At 64.4% G+C, this 22,989-nt stretch carries 20 protein-coding genes; 1 reads left to right on the top strand and 19 read right to left on the bottom strand.

The window, feature by feature from the left end:
* Nucleotides 1-37: 37 nt before the first annotated feature.
* The 11 genes from J3U06_RS05620 to J3U06_RS05570 form a co-directional block, all read right to left on the bottom strand.
* A complete protein-coding gene (locus J3U06_RS05620) occupies nt 38-2,524 on the bottom strand; it encodes an HAD-IC family P-type ATPase (protein ID WP_267444568.1) in 2,487 nt (828 codons plus the stop codon).
* Nucleotides 2,508-3,152 carry a hypothetical protein gene (locus J3U06_RS05615; protein WP_267444567.1) on the bottom strand — a complete coding sequence of 215 codons (645 nt, stop codon included), beginning with the start codon at nt 3,150-3,152 and terminating at the stop codon, nt 2,508-2,510. Before J3U06_RS05615 ends, J3U06_RS05620 begins: the two co-directional genes overlap by 17 nt.
* Before the next feature lies 1 nt (nt 3,153).
* Nucleotides 3,154-4,440, bottom strand: coding sequence for a class I SAM-dependent RNA methyltransferase (locus J3U06_RS05610; RefSeq protein ID WP_267444625.1), 1,287 nt, complete (start codon nt 4,438-4,440; stop codon nt 3,154-3,156).
* Nucleotides 4,433-5,119 carry a DUF3159 domain-containing protein gene (locus tag J3U06_RS05605; protein WP_267400169.1) on the bottom strand — a complete coding sequence of 229 codons (687 nt, stop codon included), beginning with the start codon at nt 5,117-5,119 and terminating at the stop codon, nt 4,433-4,435. The genes J3U06_RS05610 and J3U06_RS05605 overlap by 8 nt, the downstream gene beginning before the upstream one ends.
* 4 nt (nt 5,120-5,123) lie before the next feature.
* A complete protein-coding gene (locus J3U06_RS05600; protein WP_267400170.1) occupies nt 5,124-5,921 on the bottom strand; it encodes a DUF3710 domain-containing protein in 798 nt (265 codons plus the stop codon).
* 37 nt (nt 5,922-5,958) lie between these two features.
* Complete coding sequence (locus tag J3U06_RS05595; RefSeq protein WP_267400171.1) at nt 5,959-7,956, bottom strand: dipeptide ABC transporter ATP-binding protein; 1,998 nt, start codon at nt 7,954-7,956, stop codon at nt 5,959-5,961.
* Nucleotides 7,957-7,966: 10 nt separating this feature from the next.
* Nucleotides 7,967-8,956 carry an ABC transporter permease gene (locus tag J3U06_RS05590; RefSeq protein WP_267400268.1) on the bottom strand — a complete coding sequence of 330 codons (990 nt, stop codon included), beginning with the start codon at nt 8,954-8,956 and terminating at the stop codon, nt 7,967-7,969.
* Nucleotides 8,957-8,987: 31 nt separating this feature from the next.
* On the bottom strand, nt 8,988-9,914 hold the full coding sequence (locus tag J3U06_RS05585) for an ABC transporter permease (RefSeq protein WP_121914526.1): 927 nt from the start codon (nt 9,912-9,914) through the stop codon (nt 8,988-8,990).
* 190 nt (nt 9,915-10,104) lie between these two features.
* Nucleotides 10,105-11,766 (bottom strand): peptide ABC transporter substrate-binding protein, encoded by a 1,662-nt coding sequence (locus tag J3U06_RS05580; RefSeq protein ID WP_267400177.1) that lies wholly within the window; start codon nt 11,764-11,766, stop codon nt 10,105-10,107.
* Nucleotides 11,767-11,844: 78 nt separating this feature from the next.
* Entirely contained in the window at nt 11,845-13,524 is a 1,680-nt protein-coding gene (locus J3U06_RS05575) for a peptide ABC transporter substrate-binding protein (protein WP_267444566.1), read from the bottom strand.
* Between the two features lie 137 nt (nt 13,525-13,661).
* A complete protein-coding gene (locus J3U06_RS05570; protein ID WP_267431129.1) occupies nt 13,662-14,627 on the bottom strand; it encodes a tyrosine recombinase XerC in 966 nt (321 codons plus the stop codon).
* Between the two features lie 71 nt (nt 14,628-14,698).
* Between J3U06_RS05570 and J3U06_RS05565 the strand changes: the two genes are divergently transcribed.
* Nucleotides 14,699-14,971, top strand: a complete 273-nt coding sequence (locus tag J3U06_RS05565) for a DUF6725 family protein (RefSeq protein ID WP_267400180.1) — start codon at nt 14,699-14,701, stop codon at nt 14,969-14,971.
* Here the strand turns inward: J3U06_RS05565 and J3U06_RS05560 are convergent.
* The 8 genes from J3U06_RS05560 to xerD all read right to left on the bottom strand — a co-directional run bounded on the left by J3U06_RS05560 (nt 14,961) and on the right by xerD (nt 22,890).
* Nucleotides 14,961-15,998: a prephenate dehydrogenase gene (locus tag J3U06_RS05560; protein ID WP_267431221.1), complete on the bottom strand. Its 1,038-nt coding sequence runs from the start codon at nt 15,996-15,998 to the stop codon at nt 14,961-14,963. The two genes, J3U06_RS05565 and J3U06_RS05560, sit on opposite strands and share 11 nt — an antisense overlap.
* 65 nt (nt 15,999-16,063) lie before the next feature.
* On the bottom strand, nt 16,064-17,050 hold the full coding sequence (locus J3U06_RS05555; protein ID WP_267431128.1) for a prephenate dehydratase domain-containing protein: 987 nt from the start codon (nt 17,048-17,050) through the stop codon (nt 16,064-16,066).
* Entirely contained in the window at nt 17,047-17,511 is a 465-nt protein-coding gene (locus tag J3U06_RS05550) for an alcohol dehydrogenase (protein WP_267444564.1), read from the bottom strand. The genes J3U06_RS05555 and J3U06_RS05550 overlap by 4 nt, the downstream gene beginning before the upstream one ends.
* Before the next feature lie 71 nt (nt 17,512-17,582).
* Complete coding sequence (gene typA, locus J3U06_RS05545; RefSeq protein ID WP_267431220.1) at nt 17,583-19,502, bottom strand: translational GTPase TypA; 1,920 nt, start codon at nt 19,500-19,502, stop codon at nt 17,583-17,585.
* A gap of 114 nt (nt 19,503-19,616) precedes the next feature.
* Complete coding sequence (gene scpB, locus J3U06_RS05540; protein ID WP_267431125.1) at nt 19,617-20,279, bottom strand: SMC-Scp complex subunit ScpB; 663 nt, start codon at nt 20,277-20,279, stop codon at nt 19,617-19,619.
* Nucleotides 20,276-21,079, bottom strand: a complete 804-nt coding sequence (locus tag J3U06_RS05535) for a segregation and condensation protein A (protein WP_267444563.1) — start codon at nt 21,077-21,079, stop codon at nt 20,276-20,278. The genes scpB and J3U06_RS05535 overlap by 4 nt, the downstream gene beginning before the upstream one ends.
* On the bottom strand, nt 21,076-21,915 hold the full coding sequence (locus J3U06_RS05530) for a ParA family protein (protein ID WP_267444562.1): 840 nt from the start codon (nt 21,913-21,915) through the stop codon (nt 21,076-21,078). The genes J3U06_RS05535 and J3U06_RS05530 overlap by 4 nt, the downstream gene beginning before the upstream one ends.
* Before the next feature lie 45 nt (nt 21,916-21,960).
* On the bottom strand, nt 21,961-22,890 hold the full coding sequence (xerD, locus tag J3U06_RS05525; protein ID WP_267431123.1) for a site-specific tyrosine recombinase XerD: 930 nt from the start codon (nt 22,888-22,890) through the stop codon (nt 21,961-21,963).
* Nucleotides 22,891-22,989: the final 99 nt, after the last annotated feature.

Below are 22,989 nucleotides of genomic sequence, written 5' to 3'. Positions count from 1 at the left end.
CGTCAGTGACGCTATCTGCGCTTTTTAGGTTCCATTCTTAGCGCCCATGTGTTACTTGGCGTATGTAACGTGCGCATGCCGGATAGCCCAAGACGGCCAGGACCATGAGCAGGGCTCCCACCAAGGCAAAGGCCACGGTTGTGACCAGGGCCGGACCAGTGGGCAGGCTGATGGCAAAGAACTGCGCCACCATGGGGATCAGGGCCCCGATCACCCCGGCTGCAGCGAAGAAGAGGACCAGCAGGCCCCTCCAAGAGCGCATGGGCCGGGCCACCTGGGTCAGGACCAGCACGCCCATACAGAAGAGGACGATGGCGCAGACCGACCGCCAGCGCCCCAGGTCACCGGGCCGGGCCAGGTCCAGGCCCAGCAAGCCGGGCAGGCTCCAGGCCGCCGCCAGCACAATCAAAGCAGTGGCGATGCCCGAGGGCAGGGCGAAGGTAACCACGCGCTTGAGGAAGCCTGGCCGGTAGCGCCTGGTGTTGGGGGCCAGCGCTAGGAAGAAGGCGGGAGTGCCGATGGTCAGGGCGCCGATGTAGGTGATGTGCCGGGGCAGGTAAGGGAAGGGAATGCCGGTCAGGACCACACCTAAGGAGATCAGGGCCGAGTAGACGGTCTTGACCAAGAAGAGACCAGCCACACGCTCCATGTTGGCCATGACCTGCCGGCCCCGGGCCACCACGTCGGGCAGGTGGGAGAAGCGCGAATCCACCAGGACCAGCTGGGCCACGGCCTTGGTGGCTGCCGCCGCATTGCCCATGGCGATGCCCAGATCCGCCTCCTTCAGAGCCAGGGAGTCGTTGACCCCGTCGCCGGTCATGGCCACCGTGTGACCCTTCAGGTGCAGGGCTTGGACGATGGCCTTCTTCTGGTCGGGCAGGACCCGGCCCAGCACGTCTACATCCTCCAGGACCTCGGCCAGGGCTGCCGTGTCCTCGGGCAGTTGACGGGCATCCATGGCCCTGGGGGGCCGTTCGCCGGTCAGACCCACCTTGTTGGCGATAGCCGCCACAGTGGCTGGGTTATCGCCCGAAATGACCCGGCAGCGCACACCCTGTTGGCGGAACCAGGCCAGGGTCTCGGCAGCGTCTTCGCGGATGTGCTCCGAGCAGGTGATCAGGGCTAGGGGCTTCAGGTTCCCAGGCAGGTCGGGGCTGCTGGTGAAGTGGTCAGGCTGGTCAGTGCTCGGGTACCCATCGGGGGCGGACAGCATCAGCACCCGATAGCCGCGGTCGGCCAAGTCGGCCACCTGCAGGTCCACCTGGGGCCACCTGCCCGCCTGGGATGCCAGGAGCACCTCCGGAGCGCCGAAGTACCAGATTTTGCCGGACTGGTCGGCCACGGCGCTCCACTTGCGGGCCGAGGAGAAAGGCAGGCGGCTGACGGCCCTGCCGGGGCGCAGGTCGTCCATCCCCTTGAGGATGGCACGGCCGGTGGCGTTGGGGCTCTCCTCCGCGCAGACGTCCACCAGGGCCTGCCGCAGTTGCTGGGCAGGCAAGTCATCGACCAGCGGATGCAGATCGTCATAGACGATGCCCCCGTCGGTGATGGTGCCGGTCTTGTCCAAGTTCAGGGCGTCCACCCGGGCCAGGGTCTCCACGGACTCCATCTGCTGGACCAGGGTCTGGTGGCGGGCCAGGCGGATGGCAGCCAGGGCGAAGTTCAGAGAGGTCAGCAGAACCAGACCCTCAGGGATCATGCCTACGACCCCGGCTACGGCAGACACCACGGCCTGCCGCCAGGCTCCGGTGGCCAGGGCCGTCTGGAAGCCGCCCACGGTCCGCATCTGGGTGAAGATGAGCAGCAGGCAGAGGGGAATGACCACCACGGTCATGACCTTGAGAATGGTGTTGATGCCCTCGTTCAGGTCAGAGCGAACCTTCTTGTAGACCTTGGCCTTGGCCGTCAGCGTGGCGGCGTAGGAGTCGGCGCCCACGGCGGTCACCTGGGCCAGGGCCATGCCCGAGACGGCCGTGGAGCCTGAGTAGACCTGGTCGCCCGGCTTGTGCTTGACCGTGCGCGATTCGCCGGTCAGCATGGACTCGTCCAGCTCCAGGCCGTATGTGTCGATGATTTGCGCATCGGCGGGCACCTGGTCCCCGGAGCGGATCCAGAGCAGGTCCCCCTTGACGATGGCATCGTGAGGCACGGTCAGGTTGCACCCATCCCTGCGTACCGTATAGTCGGAGGCCACCAGGATGGACAGCCCGTCCAGGGTGTGCTTGGCCTTGAGTTCGGTGGCCACGCCGATACCGGTGTTGATGATGATGATCAGGCCGAAGACCGCATCCCTCCACTGGCCTGTCAGCAAAACCACCACCATGGCGGTCAGGATGATCCCGTTGAAGAGGGTGAAGACGTTGTCTCGGATGATCTGGCCCAGGCTGCGGGAGGTTTGGTTCTGGGAGACGTTGACCAGGCCCTGGGCCTTCAGCTGCTCCACCTCCTGGGAGCTCAGCCCCGGCCGGTCGGTGTCCGGAAAGCCTGTGCCCGCTGTCGGCACTTGCTCACTGCCTGTGCTCATCCTCGGCCCCCTCTCGGTCGGCGCTCAGGCGCACGGCCATGATCCTCGCATGCGGTCCGTCGTCCACAATAGTCTGCAGGGCGTCGGCAAGCAGAGGCGCGTGCGGATGCCCGGCAGGATCCACCGGGTGGACCGTAGCCGCATAGTAGAGCCTACCTGGGTCAGGATTCCAAGCCTTGGCGCTTTGAGCGAACTCTATCACAGGGATGCCGGCCTTCCGGGCCGCCTTTAGGGCAGGAGTCCAGTCGCCGGCTCCAGGCTGGCGGATCAGAATCAGACTGACACCACGGTTGACGGCATCTTGCACCCCATCCTGCTGATCGCCGGTGGACTGCGCCGAGGAGAAATAGCCCTTCATCCGTTCTGCCTTCAACGATGCCAGGATGCGGCCGTCAAGACCGGCATCCGAGTCCTTGTCGCCCGTCTGCGGGCAGCCAATCAAAGCCACTAGCGTGTCGGAGCGATCCACGCCGTCATGAGGCACGGTACCCGCGTGCCAGGAGTCGCCCACGGCCCTGTCCTTGGGGGCGCAGCCGGTCAGCATTGGCAAGCCTGCCAGCAGAGCGACCGCCAGCAGCAGACCCGCCAGCCGCTTGAACACTGTCAAGACATGCCCGGCGCGGCTCATGTCAGCGCCGCCTTCCCGCCGTGCGGGTGAAGATTGCCATGGTCTCCACATGGTGGGTCATCGGGTAGATGTCAAAGGCCTCAAGATGCTCTGGGCTGTAACCCAGGGAGATCAGGGTGGCCGTATCCCTGGCCAGGCTGGTCGGATCGCAGGCCACATAGATAATGGTCCCAGCCCCGCTGGCAGCCAGCAGTTGGCAGACTTGAGCCTTGGCGCCGGCCCTGGGCGGATCCAGCAGGATCAGGTCGGGATGCCCCAGCCCCTTGGGCGGACCGCCAGCCAGGACCCTGGCCACGTCCCCACGACGCAGGACCACTCGGTTCAATCCGGCCCGCTTTACGTTGTTTTTCGCACAGGCAATAGCTCCGGCGGAACCTTCCACGGCCAGAAGCCGGGCCCGTCCGTCGGCCAGAGCGGCCAGGGGCAGGGTGAAGAGCCCTGATCCGCAGTAAAGATCCCAGATGACCGGTTCGGCGACCCCATTCAGGGCCTGCCTGGCCTGGTCCAGGACCGCCTTGGTCAGCACGACCGGTGCCTGGCGGTGGACCTGCCAGAATCCGTCGGCCCGAACCTGGTAGACAGGTCCTGCCCCGGCCTCCAGCCGCTCCATCAACAGGCGGCTCCCCTTGCTCAGGCGACCATCCACCAGCAGGGCGTAGTTGTCGCCGACCGGTCCCCCATCGCGCGGCTGGGGCACGGCCAGGCGTATGCGGGCACCAGCGGGCAGTCCGCCCTCCCAGATGCCCAGTTCGTCAGCCAGGTCCAGCAATTGCTGTGTAGCCAAGGGCATGGTCTGAATCGGCAGGCGGTCATGCGATCCCTGCCGACGCATGGAGGGGCGGCCCTGGTCGTCGGCCACCAGCTCGATTCGCGTCCTCCAGTGCAGGCCGCCCAGCTCTTCATCGCCCGGAACTCGGACCACCGGCACTTGGACGTCCACCCCGCCCAGACGGGACATCTGCTGACCAATCAGATCGGCCTTCCAGGCCAGCTGACCGGGCAGGCTGACGTGAATCAGATCAGCGCCGCCCAGGCCGCCTCCCCAGGCCAAGGGGCCAGCCAGGGGCCAGACGGGTTCACGTCGGTCAGGGCTGGCCTCCAACACCTGGGTGACCTCTCCCGTGGCGAATCTGTCGGCCCGGCCGTGAGGCTCGTCCAGGAGGACCTCCACCAGCTCCCCGGGCAGGGCGAAGCGGACGAAGACCACCCGACCGTCCTCCAGATGGGTGACGCAACGGCCCTGGTCGGCATAGCGCTCGATACGCAGACGAACCCTGGTCTCAGTCATGATCGGCATGAACCTCCTGGTCGGCCTGGCGACGGTGGTAGGGACCGCCGATCAGCAGCCAGCTGATCCAGATTCCCAGGGCAAACAGGGGTAGGCCCAGAATCAGGCGTGCGGCACCAAGAAACCCAACGGAACCAGTCAGGTAGAGCGGCACCTGAACCAGCAGGCGCAGCGCAAAGACGGCGATCCAGACCAGGGTGGCCTGATTATAGGCCCGTACCAGATCCGGTTCACTGCGCCAAGAGGCCAGCCACTGTCTCCACCCGGAGACGACAGGTCGGCGCAGATACTCCACCAGCAGGCCTATGCCGGGCATCCGTGCCAGCAGCGAGGCACCGAGAACGATAATCCAGAATCCGTTGGTCAGGAATCCTGGCAGGTAATAGTTGCGGGCATCCCGGGTCAGCCAGGCAGCCACCAGGCAGATGACCACCGAAAGCAGACCGGTCAGCGCCCCAAGAAAAGACTGCCGCTGAACCAGACGAATCAGGAGCTGCACAACGGCCAAGGCCGCCGAAACCGCCACGGTCAGCCCCAGACGGCCGGTCACCAGGAAGAAAACCAGAAATACCAGCCCCGGCAACAGGGATTCGACAATCCCCCGCCATCCGCCGATGGCCTCCATGACGGAGAAATCGTCGTCGGCCAGCGCTGCCAGCCCGAGATGCTTCTGCTTCACAGCCTTAGCGGACCTCCGAGAACATGGGTCCGCGAGACAGTGTGGTCTTCACCTCGGTCTGCTGATCCGAATCGAAGGGGCCCTCAGGCCTGCCGGGGATCTGCGCACTCTCATCGTCCTTGGACTCCGAGTCTTCGGCTTCTCCTCGACGCTGGTTGGGGGTGATGGGCGCATGCATGGGAACCAGGTCACGGGGGGCCAGGGGCTCATCGCCACGGACCACGACCAGGTCGGCCAGGTAGCCGTCGAGCACATCCTTCTCCTTGCCGCCCTTGGCCGCAGGACCGGAGAAGATGCCTCGCAGCATCCAACGGGGTCCGTCGATGCCCACCACCCGGGTCACCAGGTTCTTACCCTTGACCTTGACGGGCAGGGTCAGCTCCTTGCCGAAGACGCCGTCCACCTCCTTGCAGGAGGGGTTGGCCTTGAGCAGGTCGGCCCGGACCTCGTCCCAGAGGCCCAGGGACTTGGGGGCCGCAAAGGGCTCCAGCTCCAGACTGGAGGACCCGTAGGTGATGGTGGCTCCCAGCACGTCGCCGGTCTGCGAGTTGGCCTTGAGCCTCAGCTCACTGCCCTTGAGGAAGGGAAGCATCAGGGCACCGATGTCCAGGTACTCATCGGTGTCGGGGGCCTCGGAATCCAAACTGTCCCAGGGGCCCTTCCCGCTCTGCTCGGCTTCATCGCGGCCAGCCTGAGAGGTTTGGTCAGATTTCTCCGTGGACTTTTCAACGTCCTTGGACTCCTCGACGGCCTCCTCAGCCTGCTTCTTGGCGCGTTTCTTGCCGAAACCGAACAATCCCATGATGCCTCATTTCCTTGTGAGTCTGTGCAAAGGATACCTAGTCAAGACCCAGGCGCAGCTTGCCGCCGGGGATGGCGTCCAGCAGATCCTTGGTGTACTGGCGTTGCGGGTGGTCGAAGACCTCGTCGGTGGTGGCGTGCTCCACCAGTCGGCCGTGCTGCATGACCACCACCTCGTCGGCGATCTGCCTGACCACGGCCAGATCGTGGGTGATGAACAGGTAGCTGAGCCCTTGCTCGGCCTGCAGGTCGTTGAGCAACCGCAGCACCTGATCCTGGACCAGCACGTCCAAGGCGGAGACGGCCTCGTCGCAGATGATCACATCCGGATTCAGGGCCATGGCCCGGGCGATGGCGATGCGCTGACGCTGTCCACCGGAGAGCTCGTTGGGGTAGCGCCCCATGACCGACTCGGGCATCTCCACCATGTCCAGCAGCTCCTTGACCCGCTTCTGCCGGGACTTGGCGTTGCCGATCTTGTGGATGCGCAGGGGCTCCTCGATGGAGCGGTAGATGGAGTACATGGGGTCCAGGGAGCCGTAAGGGTTCTGGAAGACCGGCTGCACGTGCCGACGGAACTCCATGAGCTCGTGGCTGCCGAAGCCGGCGATGTCCTGGCCCTCGTAGGTCACCCGGCCCGAGGTGGGCTTGAGCAGGTGCAGGACCATGTTGGCCACGGTGGACTTGCCGGAGCCGGACTCCCCCACGATGGCCAAGGTGGTTCCCCGCTTGACCGAGAAGGAGACGTCGTCCACAGCCTTGAACATCTCTTTGCGCCGGGGCAGCCTGAACTCGCGGGTCAGGTGCTCCACGGTGATGACGTGCTCGCTGCGCTCCAGGGTGCTCTCGCCCTTGACATGGTGCTCCAGCAGGTCTTCGGCATCCTGGCCGCGCTGCTTGGCGGAGATGATGCGCTGGGAGGCCAGCGAGGGCGCGGCCTGAACCAACCGCTTGGTGTAGGGGTGCTGGGGGTGCTGCAGGACCTCCAGGCTGGGCCCGGACTCCACCACCTGACCCCGGTACATGACCACGATGTGCTGGGCGCGCTCGGCCGCCAGACCCAGGTCGTGGGTGATGAAGAGCACGGCGGTGCCCAAGGATTCGGTCAGGTTGCGCAGGTGGTCCAGAATCCGCTTTTGGACGGTCACATCCAGGGCGCTGGTGGGCTCGTCCGCAATCAGCAGGTCGGGCCGGGAGGCCAGGCCGATGGCGATCAGGGCGCGCTGGCGCATGCCGCCGGAGAACTCATGCGGATACTGCCTGGCCCTGGTGGCGGCCTCGGGCAACCCGGCCTCCGACAGCAGACCGGCAATGCGGTCATCCATGTCCGAACCGGTCACATGCTCCTTGGCCAACTTCCAGGCCGCATCGTCATCCACACCGGCGTCGATCAGGGACTTGGCCACGCCCCAGCGGGTCTCGGAGCCCACATCCCACTCGGCCTTCAGGGCCTCCATGGTCTTGTCCACGTCGGCCACCCCGGCATCACTCAGGGCCTGACGGGCGGCTTCCAGCAGGCCGGGCAGGTCCTTGGAGGAGATGAAGAGCTCGTCGTCTGACTTCTTGAGCGTCACCTCTTCATCGCCGGCCAGGGCCTTGGCCAACCGGGAGCGCTTCTCCCGAGAGACATCCATGTGGTTGGCGGTCAGCGCCTCCTTGACCTGGGAGCCGATGCGCCAGACCGGGTTCAGATTGCTCATGGGGTCCTGCGGGACCAGACCCACCTGGGAGCCACGCAGCGCCTCATAGTCCTTGCGGTCCAGGCCCACCAGCTCGCGGCCATTGAGCTTGATGCTGCCGCCGGTCACCTTGCCGGTGCCGGGCAGAAGGCCCAGCACAGCCATGGCCGAGGTGGACTTGCCCGAGCCGGACTCCCCCACGATAGCCACCCACTGGCCGGGGTAGACGTTGAAGGAGGCGTCGCGAACTGCGTGGACGGTGCGCCCATCGGCGGTGAAGTCCACCTGCAGGTCCCGAACGTCGAGCAGGGGCTGCTGCTCCTGATTGGTGGTCATGTTCTTGTCTGCTTCAGTCATGCTTCCTCACTCAGGCCGTTCTGCTCTTGGGATCCAACGCATCCTTGACCGCGTCGCCCATCATGATGAAGGCCAGCACGGTGATGGCCAGGGCTGCAGAGGGATAGAAGAGGACCGAGGGGTTGGTGGTCAGGAGGTTCTGGGCCGTCGAGATGTCCCCGCCCCAGGAGACCACGGTGGAGGGCAGGCCGATGCCCAGGAAGCTCAGCGTGGCCTCAGAGACGATGTAGGTGCCCAGCGACATGGTGGCCATGACGATGACCGGGGCCAGGGAGTTGGGCATGATGTGTCGGAAGAGGTTGCGCAGAGGCGTGGAGCCCAGGGCCGTGGAAGCGGTGTTGAACTCCAGGTTCTTGGCCTCCAGCACGGCACTGCGGGTGATACGGGCCATGTTGACCCAGCCGAAGAGGGTCAGGGTCAGGATGATCTTCCACAGGGAGGTGGAGGTGCGGAACATCTGCAGGAGCACGATGGCGCCCAGGATCATGGGGATGGCGAAGAAGATGTCGGTGATGCGGCTGAGCACTGCGTCGACCCAGCCCCCGAAGAATCCGGCGATGGCGCCGATGAGGCCGCCGAAGACGGTGACCAGGATGGTGGTCATGATACCGATGGCCACCGAGGTCCGGGCCCCGTGGATGACGCGGCTGTAGACGTCGCAGCCCTGCAGGTCGAAGCCGAGGGGGTGCCCGGGCCGGCCGGGCTCCAGGGAGTCGGACAGGCTGCAGGCCATGGGGTCCTGCCTGGCGAAGAGGTTGGGGAAGAGGGCCACCAGGATGACCACGATCGCCAGGATTGAGGAGATGATGAAGAGCGGGTTGCGCCTCAGGGTCTTCCAGGCGTCGGCCCACATGCTGGTGGGCGGCACGTCCTCATCCACCGAGTCCACCTCGCGCAGGGGCGTCTCGTCGATGGGGGCCACGAACCGCTCCTGCCCCGGCAGGGGGTCAGGGAAGTAGACGCGGGCCTGGCTTTCGTTCTGTTCGCTTGACTCGTTCATTGCCGTTTCACTCATAGTCGGTCCCTCTCCCTCACGCATACCGGATCCGCGGATCGAGCACTGCGTAGAGCAGGTCGACCAGGAGGCTGGTGATGACGAAGATCAGGACCAGAATGGTCACGATGGAGACCACCAGGGTGCCTTCGCCCCTCAGGATGGCCTGGTAAAGGGTGTTGCCCACGCCCTGGATGTTGAAGATGCGCTCGGTGATCATGGCCCCGCCCATCAGTCCGCCGATGTCGGCGCCCAGGTAGGTGACCACGGGGATCAGGGAGTTGCGCAGCACATGCCGCACGATGACGGACCGGTTGCTCATGCCTTTGGCCCGGGCCGTGCGCACGTAGTCCTCGGAGATGTTGGAGGTGATCTCCGTCCTGGTCAGACGGATGATGGAGGCCATGGATACCGACCCCAGCACAACGGCCGGCATGAGCAGATCAATGAAGCCCGGATTGGCCCCGGCTGTAGCCGGCAGCAGATGCCATTTGACGCCGAACAGGTACTGCAGGATGAAGCCGGTGACGAAGGTAGGCACCGAAATCAGCAGCAGGGAGAGGACCAGGATGATGTTGTCCGACCACTTGCCCTTGGTCAGGCCGCCGATGATGCCGAAGATCACGCCGAAGACGCCCTCGAAGACGAAGGCCATCAGGGCCAGCTTGATGGTCACCGGGAAGGCCCTGCCGATCACGCTGATCACGGGCTGGCCGGCGAAGGTGTTGCCGAAGTTCAGGGTCAGCGCGTTCTTCAGGAAGAGCACGTACTGCACGATGAAGGGCTTGTCGAGATTGTATTCCGAACGTATCTGTGCGGCAACGGCCTGGTTGACCGGCTTGTCTCCGAACATGGCGGCCACAGGGTCGCCGGGAAGCGCGAAGACCAGCGCGTATATCAGCAGTGTCGTGCCGAGAACGACGGGGATCATCTGCAGAATACGTCGCAGAAGATATTTTCCCATCGGCTATTCTCCTTTGTCATCCGCGACCGGGATCGGCATGGGGATCGGGGCCGCCGCAAAAATTCTTGTTTGAGTCTACCAGCACACCTCAACAGGGGTGCAAAGACACCAAGGCCGGCGCGGAATGGATCCTTCCGCGCCGGCCCGGGCGGTGTCAGCTGTCAGGTGCGGGATTCAGGCTCCCGTCATCTCACTTGCTGATGTTGTAGTAAGCAGGGACGCCCTTCCAGTTGAAGGAGAATCCTTGGACGTTCTTGGCGGCCACGCCGTTGGAGTTCTGGTAGTAGAGCGGAACTGCGGGCAGGTCGCGGAAGAGCAGCTCTTCGGACTGCTGGTAGATCTTGTTGGCCTCGTCGATGCTCTTGGCGGAGGCTGCCTTGTCCATCAGGCCGTCGAACTCGGGGTTCTTGTAGTCGCCGTCATTGGACCCGTTGCCGTTGGCTGCCGAGCTGGCGAAGTTGCTGGACAGGTAGCTCTCGGGCGAGGGGTAGTCGGGCTGCCAACCGGAGCGGAAGGCCGAGTCGGTGAACTTGCGGTTCTGCACGTTGGAGCGGAACTCGCTGAAGGTGGGCAGAGGGTTGCCTGCAGCCTGGATGCCCAGGGCGTTCTTGATGGAGTTGGTCACGGCGTCGTAGATCTCCTTGTGGGCGCCATCGGCGTTGTAGGCGATCTTGAAGGTGTCGCCCTCACTCCATGGGGAGATCTTGTTGGCCTCGGCCCAGAGCTCCTTGGCCTTGGACGGGTTGTACTTGAGCACGTCAGATCCCTTGATACTGGTTGAATAGCCGGGAATGACGGGGGCAGTGAAGTCGTGGACCTCCTTGGCGGTTCCGGACAGCACCTTCTTGATGATGGTTGGCCGGTCGATGGCCATGGAGATGGCCTGGCGGCGGAGCTTGCCCTCCTGATCCTGGCCGAAGTGCTTCATGTAGGAGGGGATGGTGAACATCTGGATGACCGAGCCCGGGTCGTTGATGGCCTGGACCGTGTTGTCGGTCTGGAAGGTCTTACGAGCCGAGGCGGGCAGAGTGTCCAGCACATCCAGGTTGCCGGCCTGCACGTCGCGGTAGGCTGCGGTGGCATCGGTGTAGGAGCGGAACTCCACGCCGCCGTTCTTGACCTTGACGCCGCCCTTGTAAGCGGGGTCCTTGACGACCTTGATGGACTTGTTGTGCTCCCAGGACTGGAACTTGTAGGGTCCCACGGTCACCGGCTTCTCACCGAAGGCCTTGGTGTCCTTATAGAAGGACTCAGGCAGGGGCGCAAAGGCGGTGTAGCCCACCTGGATGGGGAAGGTGGAGGAAGGCGAGGTCAGATCAACGGTGAAGGTCTTGTTGTCGATGACCTTCAGGCCGGACAGCTGGGCATCGCTGGGGGTGCCCTCCTTCTGCAGGTCGTCATAACCCTTGATGTTGGCGAAGAAGCTGGAGCCCAGCTGCTTGTTGGCGATGCTGGACGCCCAAGACCAGGCCTTGGTAAAGGACTGTGCGGTGACCGGGGTGCCATCCGAGAACTTCCAGCCGTCGTTGATGGTCACGGTGTACTGGGTGTTGTCCTCGTTGGCCTTGATCTGCTTGGCGATCTCGTTGACTGGCTTGCCCTTGTCGTCAAAGCGGACCAGCTTGGAGAACATGACGTCGATGGGGTTGCCACCCCCCACCTCGTTGGTCATGCTGGGGATGAGCGGATTGGCCGGCTCAGGGTTGAAGACCGAGATGACGGCATTCGAGCTGCCACCGTTGGTCCCCTTGGCAGAGGAGTCCGATCCACCGGATCCGCCGCAGGCACCCAGCGTGAGTGCCATGACGCACAGTCCGGCACCCGCAATGGTCAGGGCCGATTGCTTCTTCATATATCTTGCTCTTTCCTTTGGTTGGTTTCCCGAACCGCCAGTCATCGACGGCGGTTCATGCCGTTTCCGGCACGATCATTACTGGTCCTTGGACAGCTCCGGGAAGATCGGATAGCCATCCCAGCCCAGACGCATCCCATGGACCTTCTTGGCGGAGGCGCCAATGTTGTTTCCATAATAGAGCGGAACCGCCGGCATGTCCTGTAGAAGGATCTCCTCAGCCTGCTGGAAGAGCCTGTTGGCTTCATCGGTATCCTTGGCCTTGGCAGCCTGCTTCAGCAGGGCGTCGAACTTGGAGTTCTTGTAGTCGCCATCGTTGGATCCGTTGCCATCGGCCGCCGAGCTGGCGAAGTTGCTCATCAGATAGCTCTCTGGCGATGGATAGTCGGGCGACCATGAAGACCTGAAGGCCACATTGTTATAGAGGCGCTTTTTGATGTTGCCGCGGAACTCGCTGAAGGTGGGCACGGGAGAGGCCTCGGCCTTGATGCCAAGCGTGTTCTTGATGGAGTTAGCCATGCCGTCGTAGAAGTCCTTGGCTCCGCCATCCGAACTGTAAAGCAGTTGGAAGCTCTTGTCTGCCGGCCACTTGCTGATGGCATCGGCCTTGGCCCAGTACTCCTTGGCCTTCTTGGCGTTGTACCTGAGGTTGTCCGAACCCTTGAGATCCTTGGTATAGCCTGGAATGGTCGGCGCGGTGAAGTCGGTGGGCTGCACGCCCAGACCGCCCAGGACCTTGTCGATCAGCATCTTCCGGTCAATCGCCATGGAGATGGCCAGGCGGCGCAGGTGGCCCTCCTGATCCTGGCCGAAATGCTCCATCGTGGTAGGAATGGTGAACATCTGCAGGGTGGAGCCGGGCTTGTTATAACTCTGAACCATGCTGTCGGTCATGAAAGTCTTGACGGCGGAGGTGGGAATCCTGTCGATCACATCCAGGTTGCCCGCCTGTACATCGGAATAGGCGGAACCCAGGTCCGTGTAGACCTTATAGTCGATGCCGCCGTTGCGGACCTTGACCTCCCCGTCGTAGCCGTCGTTCCTGCGAAGCTTGATCATGACGTTGTGCTGCCAGGATTCGAACTTGTAGGGACCCGAGCTGACCGGGTTCTCCCCGTAGGCCTTGGGATTCTTGTAGAAGGATTCAGGCAGGGGCGCAAAAGAGGTATAGCCCACCTGAATGGGGAAGGTGGACGAGGGCGAAATGAGGTCCACGGTGAAGGTCTTGTCATCGATGACCTTCAATCCGGAGAACTGGGCATCCGTAGGCACGCCCTGCTTCTGCAGGTCATCAAAGCCCTTGATATTGGAGAAAAAGCTGGCGTTCAGCTGGCCGTTGGACACATTGGCGCTCCAGGACCAGGCCCTGGTGAAGGACTTGGCGGTGATAGGGGTGCCATCCGAGAACTTGCGCCCGTCGGCCAGGGTGACCTTGTACTGGGACATGTCGTCGTTGCCCTTGATTTCCGAGGCCAGATCGTTGTGGGCCTTGCCCTGGTCATCGAAGCGGATCAGTTTGGAGTTGATGGCGTCCACGACCTGCCCGCCGCAGCTTTCCGCGGCGCTGCTGGGAATGAGCGGGTTGGCCGGCTCGCACCCATGGACCGACACCACGGCGTTTTTGCTGGCCTGGTCGCCGGACGACTGCTCGGCACCCTCGGTATCGGTACTGCTGCCGCCACTACCGCAGCCACTGGCCAGAAGCGCCAAGGCACAGATGACCGCTGACACCACCGTGAGCTGTGAACTTTTCTTCATTCCTGCCGCTCCCCTTTAGCTGGTTATCAACGTCTCGCCTGTATCCCGAAAGTCTTTGACCGATGTTCAAGTTACAATACGCCATATTCTGATACCAGGATGTTTCCCAAGACAAGTCCTGTCTCATTTGCCGGATTTCAGGCCCTTGGAAAAGCCTGCCTGTACCGGGCCCGCAGCTGCTCGATGGAAACGTGGGTGTAGCGCTGGGTGGTCCGCAGGGAGGAGTGGCCCAGCATCTCCTGAACCTCGCGCAGGTCGGCTCCCCCATCCAGCATATGCGTGGCGGCCGAGTGCCGCAGGGCATGGGGGGCTATGTCGGGCACCCCGGCCTGACCGGCCGCCTGGTGGACCACCTTGCGGACCTGACGCTGACCAACCCTGCCGCCCAGTTGACCCAGGAAGAGGGCCTGACCGGCCTTGCGGGCCGATTTGGCCGTTGCGCCCGCCAGGACCGGCCGCCCCTCCCCCAGCCAACGGTCCAGAGCACGATCGGCGGGCAGGCCATAGGGCAGGACCCGCTCCTTGGATCCCTTGCCCAGGACCTTTACGGTTCGGCTGTGCCGGTTCACATCATCCAGGTCCAGTCCGCAGAGCTCGGCCACACGCATGCCCGTGGCGTAGAGCAGCTCCAGCATGGCCGCGTCCCGCACCTGCAGGGCCGCTTGAACCTCCTGGTCCTCCCGGTGCTCGACCGGATCCTCGTCAACTGTATCCATCAGGGTGCGGGCCTGGTCGTGCGTCAGGATTCGTGGCAGGTGCTCGGACTGCTTAGGGCTGCTCAGGGCCAGGGTTGGGTCGGTCTTGATGCGGCCATGCCGGCTCAGCCAGCCGAAGAAGGACCTGAGAGCGGCTGTCTTCCGGGCCATGGTCGAGCGGGCGTGGGTGGCGGATTCGTGGGCCAGCCAGGACCTGATGGTGGCCAGGTCGATCTGCGCGGGATCATCGATGCCATGCAGATGCATCAGGTGCAGAAAGCCTGCCAGGTCGGCCCGGTAGGAGCGGACGGTATTGGGACTCTTGCCTGCCACCCGGGAAAGATAGTCGGTGAAGTCCTGCAGATCCTGATCCACTACGGGCGCTCCCTTCGCTTGGCTGTGCAGCATGTGCAATACAGTCTAGGCGCTTTAACCCTCGTCGCAGCCGCAGGCGATACTGACCCCGGAGGTGGATGGCCATGCGTTTGCCAGCAACCATACCGGCCGGAGCGCGGCTGGTGGTCAGGATTGCCCTGGGACCGGACCCGGAAGACGGAAGGCCCAAGTTCCGCGACTACGTGGGCCATGCGGTCGACTGGGACGGACGGCGGCTGATCCTGGACAGGGACCCGGCGGCCAATGGGTCGCGTCCCGGGGAACGTGTGACCCTGCAAGCGGCAGACATGGTGGCACTGAAGCCGGTCCCGGAACGCCGTTCGCCCCGCCCGGACCCACCTGATCTCAGTCGATGACCGGAGGGTGCAGCACCCGGGCCCGGCTGGTGGTCAGGAAGGCCGAGACCTGCTCGCCGCGCAGGGCCGAATCCAGCAGCTCCTGACGCCAGTTGCCCTCCTGCGGATCCAGCTCAAGGTCGGTGGTGGACATCTGCTCCTGGTCGCCCAGGGCGGCCTTGTAACGCCGGAAGGGGTCCGCCTGGAGGAAGAAGTCCTGGCGCTTTTTATCGGCCGCCGGCTCCTGGTTCCGCAAGAGGGAGGCCATGCCCTGCAGATTCTCGGCCAAGTCATCCAGAAGGTCGGCCACCTGGTCGGAGTTCTCCTCCACCATGGCCCGGGTCCGCTCAGGATCGGTCAGGGCCACCCGGGTCATGTCACGCCAGGATCCGGCCGCCAGGGCCGAGGCCACACGGCGGTCAGGCGATGTGGCCAGCATGTTGGCCAGGGCGGTGGCCACCGCATGGGGCATGTGCGAGATCAGTGCCGCGGCCCGGTCATGGGTGGCATCGTCCAGGACAATCAGCCGGTTGCCCAGCCCCTGGGTGACCATGTCAGCCACAGTCAAAAAGCGGCTGTAGTCCGTATGCTCATCGACGCAGAGGGCCCAGAGGGCATCTTCCAGGAGGGCCGGGTCCGAGTCCTCGTAACCGGAGCCCTCGCTGCCGGCCATGGGATGGGCGCCTACATAACGATCGGCCAGACCGGCCTGTTCGACCTGCTGGCGGACCGGACCCTTGACACTGCCCACGTCGGTCAGGGTGGTGCCCCGGGTCAGCACCGGAGCCAGGGCCTTGAGCACCTCGGGCATGGCCCGCAAGGGGGTGGCCAGCACCAGCACGTCTGCTTTGCCCTTGGCCAGCTCTTCCAGGGTGTCCACGCAATGGATCCCCTGGCTGCGGGCCTGCTCATAGGGACGGTCATTATGGTTCCAGGCGATCACGAACCGGCCCCGGGCAGCCAGACGGCGGGCTAGCGATCCGCCGATCAGGCCCAGCCCTGCCACGGCGATCTTGTGGGCCGAGGTCAGCACCGGCGAGGCGGCCATGCCTGCCATGGGATGCATGTGCTCGGGACCGGACAGGTCCATGTGTGAGAAGGGCGCGGATTCATCTACCATAACAACTCCTTGCTGATCGTCTCGGAATCGGGGTCCTCACCCCGGAAGGCCCCCGCCCTGGGCAGCATCCATTCGCGGATGGGGGGCGCTGGATGCGGGGTGCGCGGATGGACCGCCAGTGTCTTGAGCCAGTCCCCCTTGTCCAGCAGGTCGGCCAGCACCTGATGCAGACCCTTCTGCCACGGTGCGGCGTCAATGCTGGCTACGAAGCTGTAGGTCCCGTCGTGCCCCTTGATGGGCCGGGACATGAATGAGGTCATGTTCAGGCCCGCATCGCGCAGGCGGTCCAGCAGGTTGGCCAGCACGCCCGGCCCGGTGTTCAGGGGAATGAAGGTGACGATGGACTCGAAATCCCCGCCCGGCGCCAGACGCCGTGCCAGCCGGGCGGCCTGATCCCGGGGAGCCAGCAGCAGGAAGTCGGTGCGGGCCCCCTGATAGTCCTGCACCTCGCGCCGATAGGTCTCCAGTCCATAGAGGCTTCCGCAGATGCGCGGCCCCAGAGCCACCTGGTTGGGGCCCAGATCACGGCAGGCAGCGGCGTTGGAGTTGGCTGTCACGGGATTGAGGCCGGTCTCTTTGATGAAGCCCTTGCACTGGGCCAGGCCGTGGGGATGTGCAGCGACCTGGTCCAGGGGGCCATGGTCGGCCCGGACGAAGGCGTCAAAGACGATGGGCAGACGGACCATGCCGAAGCCCGCTACCGCTTGAGCGTCGATCAGGGCGTCCATGTTGGGCACCACATGGCCCTCCACGTTGTTCTCCCAGGCCAGCACTCCCCAGCCTCGGCCCTCCTCCACGGCGGCCACGATGCCAGCCGCATCCGGGCAGGGGCGCAAGTCAGCCTGGCAACCCAGCCTTGTCTCCATGAGGTTGGCGGCCTCAAGGGCGGCCTGATGGGTGAAGGTTCCCTCGGGACCCAGGAAGTACAGGGAGACCCGGTCGGGCACAGTCGCCGGCTTTCCTGACGAATCCTGACTCATACTGGTCGCCCCTGACGGCGCAGGGGGCCGTCGGCAAACCAGGAGGCCGGCAGGCAGATGGCCAGGGTCTGAATCAGGACCAGCCCGCCCATCCAGAGGAAGACCGCATACTTGGCAAAGAATGTAGGAAAGTTGGCGTAGGGCATGAGCACATCGCCGCCCGGTCCGCGCATGGAGAGCAGCCAAACCATGACCGTCGAGGCCACCAAATGCAGTGCCAGACCCATGGTGCCGCTGTCGCAACGGACCCACCAGGCGGCCAGGGCCACCAGCAGATAGGCCAGGACCATCCCCCAGGGCAGACCCTGAGCGGCCCCGGAGCGCTGGACCAGGGTTCCCAGCACGCCCACCGCCAGGCCGATGGGCAGGCCCAACAGGCAACGGAAGGGGCTCGCCATGCCTGACTCCCCGGTCGAATGGGAGGGGGCCTGGTCCTTGGATTTGGAAACCTGAGACTTCATGGGTTCAAGACTAGTCCGACCCGGTCACCGTGGGGCGGCCGGGTCGGACTGTTCTGATTGTGAGAGCGGGTTTACTTCTTGTTGGCCCTGCGCTGGCGGGCGTTCCACTTGTACCAGGCATCTCTGTCCAGGATGATCTTGCGCACGCGGATGGACTCGGGAGTCACCTCCACGCACTCGTCATCGTTGGCGAAGTCCAAGGACTCCTCCAGGCTCATGTCGATGGGCGGGGTCAGGGTCTCCAGCACATCGGCGGTGGAGGAACGCATGTTGGTCATGTGCTTCTCCAGGGTGATGTTGATGTCCAGGTCGCCGGGCTTGTTGTTGATGCCCACGATCTGCCCCTCGTAGACGGGCGACTGGGGCTTGACAAAGAACTCGCCACGGGCCTGGAGCTTCTGCATGGCATAGGGGCTGGCCTTGCCCGAGCGGTCGGAGACCATGGATCCGTTCTGCCGGGTCTTGATGTCGCCCGCCCAAGGGGCGTAGCCGGCGGAGATCGACGAGGAGATGCCGGTGCCGCGGGTGGCGGTCAACAGGGCTGTGCGGAAGCCCAGGAGGCCACGGGAGGGCACGGTGAACTGCATCCTGACCCAGCCGGAGCCGTGGTTGGTCATGGTCTCCATGCGGCCCTTGCGATCGGCCATGAGCTGGGTGACTGCGCCCATGTACTCCTCGGGCACGTCGATGGTGTCGGATTCCATAGGCTCCTGAAGCTTGCCGTCCACGGTCTTGGTGACCACCTGGGGGCGGCCTACGGTCAGCTCGTAGCCCTCGCGGCGCATCTGCTCGGCCAGGATGGCCAGGGCCAGCTCGCCACGACCCTGGACCTCCCAGGCATCGGGCCGGTCGGTGGGCAACACCTTGATGGAGACGTTGCCGATCAGCTCGCGGTCCAGACGGTCCTTGAGCATACGGGCGGTCAGCTTGTGATCCTTGCCCTCGGTGCCGGCCAAGGGCGAGTCGTTGGTGCCGAAGGTCATGGAGACGGCCGGATCGTCAACGTGGATCAGAGGCAGGGGGCGGGGGTCGTCCTGGTCGACGATGGTCTCGCCGATCATGATGTCCTCCACGCCGGCCACAGCCACGATGTCACCGGGGCCGGCCTCGTCCACCGGCGAGCGCTGCAGGCCCTTGGTGCGCAGAATCTCGGTCAGCTTGAAGTTCTCGATGGACCCGTCCACGCGTGACAGGCCGTACTGGCGACCCTTGTTCAGGGTGCCGTTGTAGATGCGCACCAGACCCAGACGGCCCAGGTAGTCGGAGGCGTCGATGTTGGTCACATGGGCCTGCAGAGGGGCACCCTCCTCGTACTCCGGGGCGGGGATGTTGGTCAGGATGGCCTCGAAGAGGGGCTCCAGATCGTCGTTGTCGGGCACGGCGCCGTCGGCGGGCTGGTTGACGGAGGCCTTACCTGCCTTGGCTGCGCAGTAGATGACCGGCAGGTCCAGGAGGGAATCCAGATCCAGATCCACTCCCTCCTCGCTCACATCCTGGGCCAGGCCCAGAAGCAGATCGGTGGACTCGGAGACCACCTCGGAGATGCGGGCATCGGGACGGTCGGTCTTGTTGATGACCAGGATGACGGGCAGCTTGGCCTCCAGGGCCTTGCGCAGGACGAAGCGGGTCTGAGGCAGGGGCCCCTCGGAGGCGTCCACCAGCAGAACCACGCCGTCGACCATGGAGATGCCACGCTCCACCTCGCCGCCGAAATCAGCATGGCCGGGGGTGTCCACCACGTTGATGGTGATGCCGTCAGGCTCGCCCAGCTTGGCGGCCAGCGGACCTGTGTACTTGACGGCGGTGTTCTTGGCCAGGATGGTGATGCCCTTCTCCTTCTCCAGGTCGTTGGAATCCATGACCCGGTCGGGCACCTCCTCCCGCTCGGAGAAGACGTGCGACTGCTGCAGCATGGCGTTGACCAGGGTGGTCTTGCCGTGGTCAACGTGTGCCACAATCGCCACATTTCGTATATCGCCGCGTACCGCCATCAAAACCTCATTCTCGTGAATGCTATCCATGCCCCTACCGGCCTGTCTGCCGGCTGGCTTGGTCCCGGAATCGGACAAACAGAGACAAGTGTAACCGCCTTGTGTGACAGGCGTTCACTCCTCCTCGCCCCGGGGCGAACCCTGGGCCGGATCCGGAGACTGAAGCTGGCCGGACAGCTCCTGGCGAGCCTGGGCCAGAGCCGAGTCCTCGTCGGGCAGGAAGGGGGCCAAGGAGGGCAGATCCTCTAAGGATTGCAAGCCCATCCGCTCAAGGAAGAGGTCGGTGGTGACCAGCAGGGCGGCATGGTTCTGCTCGTCCAGGCCCTCCTCGCGAACCAGGCCGCGCACCAGCAGGGCCCTGATGACCCCGTCGGAGTTGACCCCGCGGATCTGGCCCACCTGGGCACGGGTCATGGGCTGGCGGTAGGCCACGATGGCCAGGGCCTCCAGGGCCGCCTGGGAGAGGCGTGCCGTCTGGCCGTCCTTGACGAAGGCCTCCACCACGGGCTGGTAGGCGGCCCGGCTGGTCAGCTGCCAGCCCCGGGCGGTCCGGCGCAGTTCGAATCCTCGGTCGTTATAGGACTCGGCCAACGATTCCAGGGCGGCATTGACCAGGTCCGGATCCACAGCCAGCACCCGGGAGAAGTCCTCTGCAGTCAGCGGCCGGTCCGTGGCCACCAAAATGGCCTCCAGGCAGGCGGTAAGTCCGCCCGGAAAGTCCTGTACGTCGAAGTCCACATATTCGGGACGGGTGTCGGGAGCCGAGGTTTGGCTCATGCGAAGTCCCCCTCACTGATCAAGACCGTTTCCGGCTCATGGGTAGGCCCAACCCAGCGCAGGTAGAGCGGCTGGTAAGGGCCATCCTGACGGTACTGGATCAGCTCCTGCCTAAAGAAAATAAGCACGGCCAGGAATCGGGCCACCACCTGCGCGCGGCCCATGGAGGAGGCGACCAGATCGGCGAAGGCCACCGGCTGCCCGGGCTGTACCAGCAGGGCTTGGCGAACCTGCTTGGCTTCCTTGTTCAGGTCGACCAGGGGCACGTGCAGCTGGTCCAGACGAACCTGGGAGGCCGGAGCATTAACCAGGACGTTGGCGCAGAGCAGGGCCAGATCCTCCGGCTTCAGGGTCCAGACCAGATCAGGCAGCAGATGGGCGAGTTCGGGCTCCAGATGGCCGGGATGCGGGTAGCGGCCCGAGTTGGCGGCCAGCCTGGCTCGAAAGTCTTGCCCCGCCTGCTTGAAGGCCCGGTACTGCAGGAGCCTGGCGAAGAGCAGATCACGCTCCCGAAGGGCATCCATGGAGGCCTGGTCGCGCATGGACTCGTCCTCCACAGGCAGGAGGGCAGCGCTCTTGGCCTCGACCAGCACCGAGGCCACATCCAGGAAGGCACTGGCCTGGTCCAATCCCTGACTGAAGTCCAGGGTGCGCACATAGTCCAGAAACTCCCCGGTGATGGAGGCCAGGGAGACCTCCGTCAGTGAGAGCTTGCGGTTGGCCAGCATGCCCAGCAGCAGGTCGAAGGGTCCCTGGTAGACATCCAGGTCGACGGCGAAACCGTCCGCTGATCCGCTCACGCCACGATGCCGCGGGCGATCAGCTCCCGGGCTACCTCCCGATACTCCTTGGCCGTCTTGTGCTCGGGGGCGAACATGGTGATGGGCTCGCCGGCCACCGTGGCATCGGGCAGCTTGATGGACCGGCTGATGATGGGGTGCAGGACCTTGCCCTTGAAGGCCTCGTAGATGCGCTGAAGCACCTCGTCCGAATGCAGGGTCTTGGTGTACATGGTGACCAGCACCCCGTAGATCTGCAGATCAGGGTTGATGCGGCTGCGGACCTTCTCTATGGATTGCATGAGCAGGGCCACGCCGCGCAGAGCGAAGAACTCGGCCGCCACGGGAATGATGACCCCATCCGCAGCAGTCAGCGCGTTGACGGTCAGCAGGCCGAGCGAGGGCTGGCAGTCGATGATGATGGCGTCATACTCCTGCCGCAGGGGCCGGATGGTGGCCGCCAGGGCCTGTTCCCTGCCGACCTCGGTGACCAGCTGAATCTCGGCGGCCGACAGATCGATGTTGGCCGGGATGATGTCCAGGCCGTCGAAACGGGTGTGCCGGACCACCTCATGGACATCCAGAGAGGTGTCGAACATGGCGGTGTAAATGGTGTTATCCACGCTGTTGGCATTGATGCCCAGACCCACGGTGGCCGCGCCCTGGGGGTCGAAGTCCACGATCAGCACCCGTCGCCCGTACTGGCACAGGGACCCGGCGATATTGATGGATGAGGTGGTCTTGCCCACGCCGCCCTTTTGGTTGCACATGGCGAGAACACGGGCCGGGCCGTGCTGTTTCAAAGGCTCCGGGGCAGCGAACGTCTCATACTCGCGCCCTAACAAATCCGTAGGCATGCTTCTACCCTATCAAGTTTCCGACCGCATTCGCGGGTTGGCGGGTCAGCGAGCGCGAGGATGGGCCGTCTGGTAGGTCTCCATCAGGGCCTGGGGGCTGACGTGTGTGTAAATCTGGGTTGTGGTCACCGAGGCGTGGCCCAGCAGCTCCTGAACCGAACGCACATCGGCGCCTCCCTCCAGCAGATGAGTGGCGAAGGAGTGCCGCAGGGTGTGGGGGTGCAGTGGTCTGTTCAGGCCCGCCCGGCGTCCGGCATCCCTGACCACCTGCCAGACGGTCTGCCTGGTCAGCCGCTTGCCCCGCTTGTTGAGGAAGACGGCACGCAGCTCCCTGCCCTTGGTGGCCCGATCGCACAGGCTGGACCGTCCCAGATTCAGGTAGGCCTGCATGGCCTGGCAGGCGTAGAAGCCCATGGGCACCAGACGTTGCTTGTCGCCCTTGCCGGTCAGACGGACCACCCGCTCGTTAAGGTCCATGTCCTCCAAGTCGGTGCCGACGGCCTCCGAGACCCGGCAGCCGGTGGCGTACATAAACTCCAGCAGGGCCTTGTCCCGCAGGACCACCGGATCCTTGGACCCGCCCATGGCAGCCACATCCAGCAGCCGGGCCACCTGGTCCACGTCCAACACATCGGGCAGGACCGAGGTGCCCTTGGGAGCCTTGACGGTACGGGAGACATCCTGGTCGGTCACCCCCTGCTTGAGGGCGAACCGGTGCCACTCATGGACGGCGGCCATCCTTCGGGAGCGGCTGGCTGGACTTTCATCGGCCAGATGGGCCAGGAAACCCTCCACATCGGCGGTCTTGATCTGTTCCAGGTTGGTGATGCCTCGAGCGGATAGCCAATTGATGTACATGGTCAGATCGGACTTGTAGGCCTTGACCGTGGCAGGGGCTAGACCCCGCTCCAGCCCGGTATAGGCCAGGAACTGATCCAGCAGGGCGGTCAGCCCCTCCTGATGATCACCGTCCACTACCGCTTAACCTCCGGTTCTCTTCATCAGTGCTGGTCTGTAGGCCACATTCTAACGCTCCACTCCCCCTGTTTCCATGCTTCCGACGCGCTCGGTATT

The sequence above is a fragment of the Bifidobacterium sp. B4142 genome (assembly GCF_026537325.1).
In the GTDB taxonomy this organism is placed as follows: Bacteria; Actinomycetota; Actinomycetes; order Actinomycetales; family Bifidobacteriaceae; genus Bombiscardovia.
The sequence above is the reverse complement of the archived record's forward strand: the minus strand, read 5'-3'. Positions and strand labels throughout refer to the sequence as shown.

Bases quoted from the DNA above. Each gene is read 5' to 3' on its own strand.
- J3U06_RS05620 (WP_267444568.1), bottom strand. From the start codon at position 2,524: ATGAGCACAGGCAGTGAGCAAGTGCCGACAGCGGGCACAGGCTTTCCG.
- J3U06_RS05615 (WP_267444567.1), bottom strand. From the start codon at position 3,152: ATGAGCCGCGCCGGGCATGTCTTGACAGTGTTCAAGCGGCTGGCGGGT.
- J3U06_RS05610 (WP_267444625.1), bottom strand. From the start codon at position 4,440: ATGACTGAGACCAGGGTTCGTCTGCGTATCGAGCGCTATGCCGACCAG.
- J3U06_RS05600 (WP_267400170.1), bottom strand. From the start codon at position 5,921: ATGGGATTGTTCGGTTTCGGCAAGAAACGCGCCAAGAAGCAGGCTGAG.
- J3U06_RS05595 (WP_267400171.1), bottom strand. From the start codon at position 7,956: ATGACTGAAGCAGACAAGAACATGACCACCAATCAGGAGCAGCAGCCC.
- J3U06_RS05590 (WP_267400268.1), bottom strand. From the start codon at position 8,956: ATGAACGAGTCAAGCGAACAGAACGAAAGCCAGGCCCGCGTCTACTTC.
- J3U06_RS05585 (WP_121914526.1), bottom strand. From the start codon at position 9,914: ATGGGAAAATATCTTCTGCGACGTATTCTGCAGATGATCCCCGTCGTT.
- J3U06_RS05580 (WP_267400177.1), bottom strand. From the start codon at position 11,766: ATGAAGAAGCAATCGGCCCTGACCATTGCGGGTGCCGGACTGTGCGTC.
- J3U06_RS05575 (WP_267444566.1), bottom strand. From the start codon at position 13,524: ATGAAGAAAAGTTCACAGCTCACGGTGGTGTCAGCGGTCATCTGTGCC.
- J3U06_RS05570 (WP_267431129.1), bottom strand. From the start codon at position 14,627: ATGCTGCACAGCCAAGCGAAGGGAGCGCCCGTAGTGGATCAGGATCTG.
- J3U06_RS05565 (WP_267400180.1), top strand. From the start codon at position 14,699: ATGCGTTTGCCAGCAACCATACCGGCCGGAGCGCGGCTGGTGGTCAGG.
- J3U06_RS05560 (WP_267431221.1), bottom strand. From the start codon at position 15,998: ATGGCCGCCTCGCCGGTGCTGACCTCGGCCCACAAGATCGCCGTGGCA.
- J3U06_RS05555 (WP_267431128.1), bottom strand. From the start codon at position 17,050: ATGAGTCAGGATTCGTCAGGAAAGCCGGCGACTGTGCCCGACCGGGTC.
- J3U06_RS05550 (WP_267444564.1), bottom strand. From the start codon at position 17,511: ATGAAGTCTCAGGTTTCCAAATCCAAGGACCAGGCCCCCTCCCATTCG.
- typA (WP_267431220.1), bottom strand. From the start codon at position 19,502: ATGGCGGTACGCGGCGATATACGAAATGTGGCGATTGTGGCACACGTT.
- scpB (WP_267431125.1), bottom strand. From the start codon at position 20,279: ATGAGCCAAACCTCGGCTCCCGACACCCGTCCCGAATATGTGGACTTC.
- J3U06_RS05530 (WP_267444562.1), bottom strand. From the start codon at position 21,915: ATGCCTACGGATTTGTTAGGGCGCGAGTATGAGACGTTCGCTGCCCCG.